Origin of the sequence: Agreia sp., assembly GCF_964263775.1 — a bacterium.
Classification (GTDB): Bacteria; Actinomycetota; Actinomycetes; order Actinomycetales; family Microbacteriaceae; genus Agreia.
Window position 1 is genome coordinate 1 of the sequence record NZ_CAXVWM010000028.1, and the last position, 11,979, is coordinate 11,979.

9 protein-coding genes are annotated in these 11,979 nt (G+C 65.8%); all 9 read left to right on the plus strand.

Annotated elements, in window-relative coordinates; all coding sequences use genetic code 11:
* Positions 1 to 882, plus strand: an 882-nt coding sequence (locus ACE5CZ_RS02630; protein WP_374945810.1) for an extracellular solute-binding protein, incomplete at its 5' end; no start/stop codon positions are given.
* A gap of 166 nt (positions 883 to 1,048) precedes the next feature.
* Positions 1,049 to 2,392: a carbohydrate ABC transporter permease gene (locus ACE5CZ_RS02635; RefSeq protein WP_374945811.1), complete on the plus strand. Its 1,344-nt coding sequence runs from the start codon at positions 1,049 to 1,051 to the stop codon at positions 2,390 to 2,392.
* Positions 2,389 to 3,351 carry a carbohydrate ABC transporter permease gene (locus tag ACE5CZ_RS02640; RefSeq protein ID WP_374945812.1) on the plus strand — a complete coding sequence of 321 codons (963 nt, stop codon included), beginning with the start codon at positions 2,389 to 2,391 and terminating at the stop codon, positions 3,349 to 3,351. Before ACE5CZ_RS02635 ends, ACE5CZ_RS02640 begins: the two co-directional genes overlap by 4 nt.
* An 84-nt stretch (positions 3,352 to 3,435) precedes the next feature.
* The gene (locus ACE5CZ_RS02645) at positions 3,436 to 5,331 is read left to right on the plus strand and encodes an ABC transporter ATP-binding protein (protein ID WP_374945818.1); all 1,896 of its coding nucleotides are present in this window, start codon (positions 3,436 to 3,438) and stop codon (positions 5,329 to 5,331) included.
* An 85-nt stretch (positions 5,332 to 5,416) separates the two neighbouring features.
* Positions 5,417 to 7,585 (plus strand): adenylate/guanylate cyclase domain-containing protein, encoded by a 2,169-nt coding sequence (locus ACE5CZ_RS02650; RefSeq protein ID WP_374945813.1) that lies wholly within the window; start codon positions 5,417 to 5,419, stop codon positions 7,583 to 7,585.
* Positions 7,586 to 7,598: 13 nt separating this feature from the next.
* Positions 7,599 to 9,020, plus strand: a complete 1,422-nt coding sequence (locus tag ACE5CZ_RS02655) for a mechanosensitive ion channel domain-containing protein (protein ID WP_374945814.1) — start codon at positions 7,599 to 7,601, stop codon at positions 9,018 to 9,020.
* 74 nt (positions 9,021 to 9,094) lie between these two features.
* A complete protein-coding gene (locus ACE5CZ_RS02660) occupies positions 9,095 to 10,459 on the plus strand; it encodes a cystathionine beta-synthase (protein ID WP_374945815.1) in 1,365 nt (454 codons plus the stop codon).
* A gap of 47 nt (positions 10,460 to 10,506) precedes the next feature.
* The gene (locus tag ACE5CZ_RS02665; RefSeq protein ID WP_374945816.1) at positions 10,507 to 11,664 is read left to right on the plus strand and encodes a cystathionine gamma-synthase; all 1,158 of its coding nucleotides are present in this window, start codon (positions 10,507 to 10,509) and stop codon (positions 11,662 to 11,664) included.
* A gap of 53 nt (positions 11,665 to 11,717) precedes the next feature.
* Positions 11,718 to 11,951, plus strand: a complete 234-nt coding sequence (locus tag ACE5CZ_RS02670) for a hypothetical protein (protein ID WP_374945817.1) — start codon at positions 11,718 to 11,720, stop codon at positions 11,949 to 11,951.
* Positions 11,952 to 11,979: the final 28 nt, after the last annotated feature.

Here is an 11,979-nt window from a genome sequence, read left to right on the forward strand (position 1 = left end):
GCGAGCATCAAGGGCTACGTCTGGTACTCGCCCGCACAGTTCGACGAGTGGGGCGTCACCGTTCCCACCACGTGGGACGAGACGCTCGCGCTCACCAAGACCATCCAGGAGAAGACCGGAGCCGCACCGTGGTGTGCCGGCTTCGCCTCCGACGCCGCGTCGGGCTGGCCCGGAACCGACTGGATCGAGGACCTCGTTCTTCGCCAGTCGGGCCCGGATGTCTACGACAGCTGGGTTGCCGGAGACACCAAGTTCACCGACCCCGACATCAAAGAGGCCTTCGACTCCGTCGGCGAGATCCTGCTGAACCCGGCCTATGTCAACGCCGGCTACGGAGACGTCAAGAGCATCAACTCCACCGCGTTCGGTGACGTTGCGGCCAAGGTCGCCGACGGCAGCTGCCCGCTGACCCACCAGGCATCGTTCCTCTCGGCCAACTTCCTCGACGTCAAGACCGCTGCGGGCGAGACCCCCACAGTCGCTCCCGACGGAGACGTCTACGGATTCGTGCTCCCGGGCATCGAGGCCGGCGCGGCCAACATCGAGGTCGGCGGCGAGTTCGTGACGCCCTTCACCGACTCCGAGGCTGTCAAGGCCGTCACCGCCTACATGGCCACCCCCGAGTGGGCCGACATCCGTGTCGGTCTCGGCGGAAACATCTCGGCCAACCTCAACGCCGATCCCTCCAAGGCATCCAGCCCGCTCCTCCAAGACGCCATGAAGCTCCTCCAGGACCCGAACACGACCGTTCGTTTCGACGGATCAGACCTGATGCCGTCGACCGTCGGTGCCGGCTCGTTCTGGAAGGGAATGGTCAACTGGATCGACGGCAAGGACACCGACACGGTGCTCAGCGACATCCAGGCCGGATACGAGAACTAACGTCTGACCCTCTGTCGGGCAGGCCCGCCCGACGCCCCGTGGGGGCCGCTCTCTCACAGGAGCGGCCCCCCTCTCCGACCTCATGACCACGGGGTCGATGCGCACTTTCTTTTAGCGCTACTGTTGGCCAATCCAAGAGTCCACCGTCGTACTCGAAAGGGTAAACATGTCCGACACACGAACCAAGACGCCTCCGGTGTCAGCTGTACCACCGCAGCCGTACGAGTCACCGAAGCGACCACCATCGGCTCGCGCGACCAAGCTGGTCGTCGCCGGGGCCGCGGTCATTCTGGCCGTCGTATTCGTGCTGCTGATCACGTCTCCGCCGAACGACGACGCCAAACCCGTCTCGCTCGGATTCTCGCTGAACAGCCTCTTCCGCTGGATGGGAAATCTGAACCCGCTGGTTCAGATTCCCATCATCATCGTGATCTTCGGCCTCGTGATCGCCCTGATCCTCGTGCTCATCGAATACGCGCCGCGAGCGGGCAACTTCTACTTCTGGCTCCGGCTCGCCGCGTGCTTCGTCATTCCGGTGCTGGCGTTCATGCTGCTTCGCCCCTACCAGAACGCGCTCATCTGGGTGCTGGCCATCGCGCTCGTCGTCGGAGCGCTGCTCTTCTTCGCCGACTACCGGTCGAGGCAGGGGGCGGGCTATCTCTTTCAGCTCGTCACGTTCATGGCTCCCGCGGTGCTGCTGCTCGCCATCGGCCTGATCTACCCGACCGTCGCCACGATCTACCAGTCGTTCTTCGACAAGACGACCACCACCTTCGTGGGGCTCGACAACTACTTCTGGGTCTTCACGAATCCCGAAGGATTCTGGTCGGTCGTCAACACATTGATCTGGGTGCTCGTCGCTCCGGTGTTCTCCACGATCATCGGACTCGCGTATGCCGTCTTCATCGACAAGGCGCGCGGCGAGAAGTACCTCAAATCGCTGGTGTTCATGCCGATGGCCATCTCGTTCGTCGGCGCCGGAATCATCTGGAAGTTCATCTACGACAACCGCCAGGGCGAGCAGGTCGGCCTGCTCAACGCCATCGTCACGACGTTCGGCGGCCAGCCGGTGTCCTGGCTCGACGCACAGCCGCTCATCAACACGCTGCTTCTGCTCGTCGTCTTCATCTGGACCCAGACCGGATTCGCCATGGTGATCCTGTCTGCGGCCATCAAGGGCGTGCCGACCGAGCAGATGGAGGCCGCCGAGCTCGACGGAACCAACGCCTGGCAGCGGTTCCGCAACGTGACCGTCCCCGGCATCCGCTCGTCGCTGATCGTGGTTCTCACGACCATCGCCATCGGCTCCCTCAAGGTGTACGACATCGTCGCCGTCATGACCGGTGGTCGCGCCAACACGACCGTGCTGGGCTTCGAGATGGTCAACCAGCAGCAGCGCTTCCAGAGCTACGGACACTCGGCGGCCCTCGCCGTCGTGCTGTTCCTGTTCGTGCTTCCGCTGATCATCTACAACGCCAATCAAATGAGGAAGCAGAGGGAGATCCGATGACCACCGACACTCTCGTCGACACCCGGTCGAAGCGTGAGGTCGCGCGGGCTACCCAGAAGAGCGAGAAGATGGCGCAGAAGCGCCTCACCTCGCGGGGCGCCACGATCGCGGCCATCATCATCGCCGTGATCTGGACCATCCCGACCTTCGGGCTCTTCGTCACCTCGTTCCGTCCTGGCGCCGACACGCAGTCCAGTGGCTGGTGGACCGTGTTCGTCAATCCGTCGTTCACGCTCGACAACTACTCGCAGGCGCTGAATTCGGGGGGAACGGCGCTCACCCTGGGCCAGTCGTTCATCAACTCGCTGGGAATCACGATTCCGGCCACCGTGTTTCCTCTCGTCATCGCATCACTCGCGGCATACGCCTTCGCATGGATCGATTTCAAGTTCAAGAACATCGTCTTCGTCGGCGTCTTCGCGCTGCAGATCGTGCCCATCCAAATGGCGCTCGTTCCGCTGCTGAGCCTCTTCTCGAAAGGCCTCACGGTCAACGGAGTCGGAATCTTCCCCGGATTCGAGCTGCGTGACGCAGAGCACAGCTTCGCGACGGTCTGGATCGCCCACGCGATCTTCGCCCTGCCGCTGGCCATCTTCATGCTGCACAACTTCATCTCGGAGATTCCGGGCGAGGTCATAGAGGCCGCTCGCGTCGACGGAGCCGGACACGGGCAGATCTTCTTCCGTATCGTGCTTCCGCTGGCGACGCCGGCCATCGCATCGTTCGCCATCTTCCAGTTCCTGTGGGTGTGGAACGACCTGCTGGTGGCGACGATCTTCGCGCCGTCGACCTCGCTGCCTCTCACCCAGACGCTGAACTCGCTGTCGGGCACGTGGGGCAACCAATGGTTCTTGCAGTCGGCCGGGGCGTTCATCTCGATCATCGTGTCGCTCGTCGTGTTCTTCTCGCTGCAGCGCTTCTTCGTTCGAGGCCTGCTCGCCGGAGCCACGAAAGGCTAAGCGACGTCGACGACGAAGGCCCGCCGGTGTCGCACACCGGCGGGCCTTCGTGCGTCGTTCGGCGAGTAGGTTGATCAGATGAGTATGCGAGGGGGCGGCGGTGGCCGCCGAGGCGGCGTGAGCGGCGGCGACGCCGATCTGCAGAAAGAGCTCAACAAAGACGCCCCGAAGATCGACCAGCTGCTGAGTCGCATCCTCTCGCTCTTCTCGCCCTACCGGCGTGCGATCATCGGCACGATCGTGCTCGTGCTGCTCGGGGCGGGCCTCACAGTGATCCCACCCCTCCTCACCCAGCGCGCGTTCGACGACGGGCTCTTTCCTTCGACGGGCTCAGGCGCCGGCGATGGCGACGCGGGGTCGATCATCCAGGGCCCGAACCTGCCGGTGCTGATCGAGATCGTCGTGCTGATGATCGTGATCTACATCGTGTCGAGCCTCTTGGGCGTCTGGCAGACCTACCTCACGGCCAGGGTCGGCAACAGCGTGATGGGGGCCCTGCGAGTTCGCCTGTTCACCCACCTCGAGGCCATGGAACTCAGCTTCTTCACGAAGACGAAGACCGGTGTCATCCAGTCCCGACTGCAGAACGACGTGGGGGGCGTGGCCGGCGTTCTCACGAACACGATCTCGTCGATCCTCGGCAACACGGTCACCCTCATCGCCGCGGTCGTGGCCATGGTGTTGCTGAATTGGCAGCTGACCATCGTGGCGCTCGTACTCATGCCCATTCTGGTTCTCGCTCAGCGCCGGGTGGGCCAGGTGCGCGCCCGCATCGCGACCAAGACCCAGGAATCGCTCTCGGACATGACGGCGATCACCCAGGAGACCTTGAGCGTGTCGGGCATCCTGCTGTCGAAGAGCTTCAACCGGCAGCAGACCGAGATCGGTCGCTACGCCGGCGAGAACGCGACCCAGGTGCGACTGCAGGTGAGCCAGCAGATGAGCGGCCAGTGGTTCTTCGCCATGGTCAACATCTTCTTGTCGTCCATTCCTGCCATCGTGTATCTCGTGGCCGGCTGGCTACTGGTCGGGGGAGCCCCCGACATCACGGCGGGAACCGTCGTGGCGTTCACCACCGTGCAGGCTCGACTGCTCTTTCCCCTGCTCGGGCTCATGCGGGTTGCGCTCGACCTGCAGACCTCGAGCGCGTTGTTCGCCCGCATCTTCGAATACCTCGACTTGACGCCGGCCATTGCCGACGCGCCCGACGCGCGGTCGGTGGAGAAGGCATCCCTCGGTCGCGTCGAATTCGACGAGGTCGTGTTTCGCTACCCGGATGCCGATCTCGACTCGCGCCCGACGCTGAACGGGGTGTCGTTCGTGATCGAGCCGGGGCAGTTCGCGGCATTCGTCGGCCCGTCGGGCGCAGGCAAGACCACGGTGTCGTATCTGGTTCCCCGGTTCTACGAGGCCACCGATGGCACGGTGCGCTTCGCCGACACCGACGTGCGCGAACTCAGCCAGGACTCCCTCGTGGCGAACCTCGGAATCGTCAGTCAGGAGACCTACCTCTTTCACGCCACCATCGGTGAGAACCTGCGCTATGCGAAACCGGATGCGAAGCAGGCCGAGATCGAGGACGCGGCGCGCCAGGCGAATATCCACGACAGGGTGATGAGCTTTCCCGCCGGCTACGACACGGTGGTCGGGGAGCGCGGCTACCGGCTGTCGGGTGGCGAGAAACAGCGCATCGCCATCGCCCGCGTGCTGCTGAAAGACCCGGCCGTGCTGATTCTCGACGAGGCGACGAGCGCCCTCGACACCATCTCGGAACGGGTGGTGCAGGCCGCGCTCGACACGGCGTCCCGCGGTCGCACGACCATCGCGATCGCCCACCGGCTGTCGACGGTACTCGCGGCCGACGTGATCTTCGTGATCGACGAGGGCGAGGTCGTCGAGCGGGGAACGCACGCCGAGCTCATCGCCGCGGGTGGCGTGTACTCGACGCTGTACTCGCAGCAACGCGAACTCTCATCGTAGGAGCCGAGGGGCTGCTGTGAACTAGAATCACTCGGTAGGTGCGCGGCCACTTTGGGAGCCGCACGGGGATTCGAAGCGGGGATCGATGTCAGGCGTCTCTTCTGTCAAGGCGAGCAGGGGTCGGGCCGGGCGGCTCGGCACCTCGGTGCGTGGTGCGATCTCGCGACCGGGCCTGAGCATCCAGTCGAAGCTGTTGATCATGCTGCTCGCGGTGAGCGTCGGATCGACCCTCGTCGTGGGCTACATCGGCTATGTATCCGGCACTGAGAGCCTGCGCCAGGCCGAATTCGACCGGATGACGAACCTCCGCGAGGCGAAGTCCGACGCTATCGAGTCGCTGTTCACCACCATCGAATCCGGCCTGGTCCTCGATTCGGCGGGGGCGACGGGCAACCAGGCGGCCTCCGAGTTCGCCGCGGCGTTCGCCCAGCTCGAGGCGCAGCCGACCGACCCGGCGCAGACGGCCGCGGTCGACGCCTACTACGACAACACGTTCATTCCCGACCTGAATGCGCGCGCCGGAACGACGAGCGTCTCCGACGTGTTCGTGCCCCAGACGAGCGCGCAGACGTACCTGCAGAACCACTACACAGTGCCGCCGAACGGTGACTTCGACGCCGCCGCCGCCGTCGACAACGCGGGCGATGGCAGCGCGTGGTCGGCCGTGAACGAGGAGTACAACCCGTACTTCCGCGAGCTGACGGAGCTCTACCAGTTCGAGGACACGCTGATCCTCGACACCCAGGGCAATATCGTCTACTCCGTGTACAAAGGAGTGGATCTCGGCTCGAACGTGCTGACCGGGCCCTACAAGGGCGGCATCCTCGCCACCGCCTACGAGTCAGCGCTCAATTCGAACGTCGTCGACTACTCGCAGATCACCGACTTCGAGCGCTATCAGCCGAGCCTGGGAGTGCCGACCGCGTGGGGCGTCTCGCCGATCGGGCAGGATGGCAACGTGGTCGGCGTGCTGGCCGTGCAACTGCCCATCACGGCCATCAACGCCGTGATGACGGGCGACCAGCAGTGGAAAAGGGACGGCCTGGGGGAGACGGGCGAGTCGTACATCGTCGGTCCCGACGACACGATGCGCTCGGTCTCGAGGCTGTTGATCGACGACCCGGATGCCTACGAGGAACGAGCCGTCTCGGGTGGATTGCCACCCGAGGTGGCACAGCGAATCGTCGACGTGAAGGGAACCGTCGAACTGCAGACGGTAGACACGGAGCCCGTGCGGGAGGCGCAACAGGGCAAGACCGGTGTCATGGTCGCCGACAGCTACCTCGGCAGAGAGACGCTCGCCGCCTACGGCCCGCTCGACATCTCGGGCCAGCAGTGGGTGATCGTCGCCAGTATCACGTCGGCCGAGGCGTTCGCCCCCATCGCCGACTTCACTCGCAACCTCGTGCTGTCGATCGCCGCGCTGCTCGTGGTGGTGGCACTGCTGTCACTGCTGCTCGCCCAGGTGTTCGCCAGACCGGTGCGCAGACTCGTGACGGCCGTGCGGCAGGTCGCGGGGGGAGACCTCGGCGTCGAGGTCGCCGCGAACACGCGCGACGAGTTCGGGGATCTCTCGCTCGCCTTCAACGACATGAGCCGCACCCTGCAGATCAAGCAGGCCCTCATCGACGAGCAGCAGGCAGAGAACGACAAGATTCTGCACACGCTGATGCCCGAATCGGTGGCACGCCGCTACCGTGAGGGCGAGGAGACGATCGCCGAGGACCACCACGACGTCTCGGTGCTGTTCGCCGACCTCGTGGGCTTCGACGACTTCTCGGCGGGCCTGTCGGCCGAACAGGAATTGGCCCTGCTCAACGACCTCATGCGCCAGTTCGACGAGGCTGCGGCCGCGAAGGGAATCGAGAAGGTGCGCACCCTGCGCGAGGGCTACCTCGCCAGCTGCGGCCTCATCGTTCCCCGGGTCGACAGCGCGAGGCGCACGGTCGACTTCGCCCTCGAGATGACCCGCATCGTCGAGCGGTTCAACGGCCAGCACGGCGCCGAGCTGACGCTGCGGGCCGGACTCGACAGCGGAACGGTCACCAGCGGGCTCGTGGGTCGTTCGTCGATCGCCTACGACATGTGGGGCGACGCGGTGAGTATCGCCAACAGGGTGCAGGCGCTCGCGGGCAAGCCGGGCGTATTCGTCAGCGAACGCGTGCGCGACAAGGTGGGCGAGCTGCCGAACATGACGCAGGTCGGCACGATCGACACGAAGACCGGCAGCCAGCCGGTCTGGCAGATCTCGTAGGGGTGCCGCGGTCATGATAGATCTCTGGAGAGAACCCTGGTTCGGCTGGGCGCTGGGTGTGGCAATCGGGCTTCCGGTGCTGCTCGTGCTGCTCACCGAGGTCTACGCGGCGCTGCTTCGCCGCAACTCGCCCGCGGCCAAGCCCGTGCGCCTGCTGCGCAACTTCGTGCTTCCCGTGGCCGCCGTCTTCGCCCTGCTCACCTTCGCCTCGCAGCAGAGCTTCGACCTCACCTGGGTACGGATCGTCGGCACGGTGCTGGGCTTTCTGCTGATTCTGCTCGTGCTCTCGGCATTCAACGTCGCGCTCTTCGGCAACGCCCGCGAGGGCAGCTGGCGCGAACGGCTTCCGTCGATCTTCGTCACGCTGGCCCGTCTCGCGCTCATCCTGGTCGGGCTCGCCATCCTGTTCTCGTGGGTCTGGGGGGCGGATGTCGGGGGTCTCTTCGCGGCGCTGGGCGTCACATCCATCGTCATCGGCCTGGCGCTGCAGAATGCCGTCGGCTCGATCATCTCGGGCCTGCTGCTGCTCTTCGAGCAGCCGTTCAAGCTCGGCGACTTTCTCGATGTGGGCGACGTTCGCGGCCGGGTCGTCGAGGTCAACTGGCGCTCGGTGCACATCGACACGGGCAACGGCATCCAGATCATGCCGAACTCGTCGCTCGCCGGCGGATCGTTCACGAACCTCAGCCAGCCGGTGGGCGTGTACGTCGCCTCCGTTCCGGTGAAGTTCACCACCGACGACGCTCCGCACGCTGTGCTCAGCACGCTGTTAGAGACCGCCGGCTCGCTTCCCCACCTCGATCCCGCCGACAAGCCGTCGGTCAGCTACGAGGGAAACGCCGCCTACACGGTGGCGCTTCCGGTCACCAGCCCGGCCGTCGAAGAAGAGACCGTCTCCTTGTTCCTCGCCTGGCTCTGGTACGCGGCAAGACGCAACGACCTCGGTCTCGACGGTGACACGACCGACCCCGTGAACACCACCGAGAACGTGATCGACGCTCTCAGCTTCGTAGGCCCGGGCTTGAAGCTGCCGCAGGAGGACCTCGACGGTATCGCCGCCTCGTGTCGACTGGAACAGTACGGTGCCGGAGAGACACTGCAGGGGGTGGGGGTCGTTCCCGACAGTGTGCGTGTCGTGCTGAGCGGTGTGGTCGAGCTGTCGGTGCCGTACGAGCAGGGGAGACTGCGCATCGGCGTCGTCGAGCGGGGCGAGTTCATCGGACAGGCGGCGCTCACGAGGCAGAAGACCTCCACGGTCGCGGTCGCCAGTCGACCGGTGACCGTGCTTCGTGTGCCCAGCTCAGTCGTCGATGACATGGTGCACAAGCATCCGTCGCTCGCTCGCCGAATCGGCGAGACGCTCGACAACCGACGCAGGCTCGCCGCCGACGCGGTCGCTGCCGCCCGGGCCGCGTCGGGCAGCATCGCCGCCTGACGGCTCGAACCGGGGTGTCACTCGCGGCTGCCCGGTCCCGGCCTGCCGACGGGGGTCGGTGATAGTTTCGACAGGTGAAATACGCGAAGACCGTCATCGACCTCGTGGGCAACACGCCCCTTGTTCGACTCAACAGCGTCACCGAGGGCATCCAGGCCACGATCCTCGCGAAGATCGAGTACCTGAACCCGGGCGGCTCGTCGAAAGACCGCATCGCGACCCGCATCATCGACGCCGCCGAGCGCGAGGGCAAGCTGCGCCCGGGCGGCACGATCGTCGAACCCACCTCGGGAAACACAGGCATCGGGCTGGCCCTGGTGGCGCAGCAGCGCGGCTACCGCTGCGTGTTCGTGCTGCCCGACAAGGTCGGCGAAGACAAGCGCAATGTGCTCACGGCGTATGGCGCAGAGATCGTGGTGACGCCCACCTCGGTGGCGCCCGACGACCCCACCTCCTACTACTCGGTCTCCGACCGTCTCGCGAAGGAGATTCCCGGCGCGTTCAAGCCCAACCAGTACTCGAACCCCAACGGGCCGCTGAGCCACTACGAGACGACGGGGCCTGAGATCTGGGCCGACACTCTCGGACGGGTGACGCACTTCGTCGCCGGGGTCGGCACGGGCGGAACGATTTCGGGCGTGGGGCGCTACCTCAAGGAGGTCTCCGACGGAGCGGTCACCATCATCGGCGCCGACCCCGAAGGGTCGGTGTACTCCGGCGGCACCGGGCGCCCGTACCTCGTCGAGGGCGTCGGCGAAGACTTCTGGCCCGAGGCCTACGACGGCAGCGTGGTCGACGAGATCATCGCCGCGAGCGACGCGGAGTCGTTCGCCCTCACCCGTCGGCTCGCCCGCGAGGAGGGTCTTCTCGTCGGCGGCTCCTCCGGGCTCGCCGTGGCCGCAGCCCTCAAGGCCGCTGCGTCGCTCGGTCCCGACGACGTCGTCGTCGTGCTGCTTCCCGACGGCGGGCGCGGCTACCTCGGCAAGATCTTCAACGACAAGTGGATGCGCAGCTACGGTTTCGCCGACGCCACCGACGAGTCGACGGTCGGCGACATCCTGAAGGCCAAGACCGGCTCGCTGCCCGACCTCGTGCACGCCCACCCCGGCGACACGGTGCGTGACGCGATCCGCATCATGACCAGCTACGGGGTCTCACAGCTGCCGATGCTCTCGGCCGAGCCTCCCGTCGTGATGGGAGAGGTCACCGGGTCGCTGACCGAGCAGGGTCTCCTCGACGAGGTCTTCTCGGGCCGTGCCGCGATGACCGACCATGTCGGGGCCTTCGCCGGCGATCCCCTGCCGCTCATCGGCATCCACGAGTCTGTCGCCTCGGCGCGCCGTTTTCTCGGCGCGGCCGGTGCGCTGCTGGTGACCGATGACGGAAAGCCCGTGGCTGTGATCACGAGGCACGACCTGTTGACGTTCCTCAGCGAATAGCACCTCGGTTTCGAATAATCGGCGCCGCCCAAGACTTGAGAGAAGACATGCCCCCGAAGAAGAAGCAGTTCGAGACGCTGGCCGTGCACTCGGGCCAGGAGTTCGATCCCACGACCGGTGCGATCATTCCGCCGATCTACCAGACGTCGACCTTCGTTCAAGACGGCATCGGCGGTTTTCGCGGCGGTTACGAGTACGCGCGGGGCGGCAATCCCACGAGATCGTCGCTCGAGACGCTGCTCGCCGACCTCGAAGGCGCGGCGCACGGTCTTTCGTTCTCATCGGGGCTCGCCGCCGAGGATGCCCTGCTGCGCGCCGTGCTCGAACCCCGCGACCACGTGGTGCTCGGCAACGACGTCTACGGCGGAACGCACCGCCTCATCGATCGCGTGTTCCGCCGCTGGGGCGTCGAGAACGACACGGTCGAGATGATGAACCTGCAGGCCGTGGCGAAGGCGATTCTGCCCGGCAAGACCAAGGTGCTCTGGCTCGAGACGCCGTCCAATCCGCTGATGAAGATCAGCGACATCGCCGAGCTGGCCGAGATCGGCCACGCGGCAGGCGCCCTCGTCGTCGTCGACAACACCTTCGCGTCGCCGTACCTGCAGCAGCCCCTGCTACACGGCGCCGACGTGGTGGTGCACTCCACCACGAAGTACCTGGGCGGGCATTCAGACGTTCTGGGCGGGGCACTGGTGCTCGACGACGAAGAACTGCACGAGAAGGTGCGCTTTCAGCAGTTCGCCGCGGGCGCCGTGTCGGGGCCGATGGATGCCTGGCTCACGGTTCGGGGCATCAAGACCCTGGCGGTGCGCATGGAACGGCACAGCGATAACGCCCAGCGCGTTGCGGAGTACCTCGTCGGACACCCCGCCATCGACGCCGTCTACTATCCCGGGCTCGAGTCGCATCCGGGCTACGAGCTGGCCAGACGACAGATGCGCCGCCCGGGCGGCATGCTGTCGCTGACCTTCAAGGCGGGGCCCCGGGCGGCGCGCCGCTTCGCCGAGTCGACGAAGCTCTTCTCGTTGGCCGAGTCGCTGGGCGGCGTCGAGTCGCTCGTCGGTTACCCGTCGGAGATGACGCACGCGTCGGTGAAGGGAACCGCGCTCGAGGTGCCCGAGAACCTGATCCGCCTGTCGGTCGGCATCGAGGGCATCGACGACCTGCTGGCCGACATCGAGCAAGCGCTGCCCCGGAAGTAGCCTTCGCGCAATCCCCCCGCCACGGGGGCAGAGCCCGACGTAGCGTTGCCGCCATGCACTCATCGGACATCGCCTGGAATGACGAAGCACGCGCCAAGATCCTCGACGACAGCGACAAGGTCTTGCGGGAGGCGGTGCTCGAATTGGGCACGTCGCTGGCCGGCCACTCTTCTGACGAGGCCTACGAGCAGCTCTTCGCCCGGCTGAAGGATCGGTTCATCGACTTCGAGCCGGGCCCCGACATTCGCAAATACGCCGACGCGATCGCGGCGGGCGACTTCGCCTGACCTCCAGCCCCCTGCGCTGCCCCGGGTC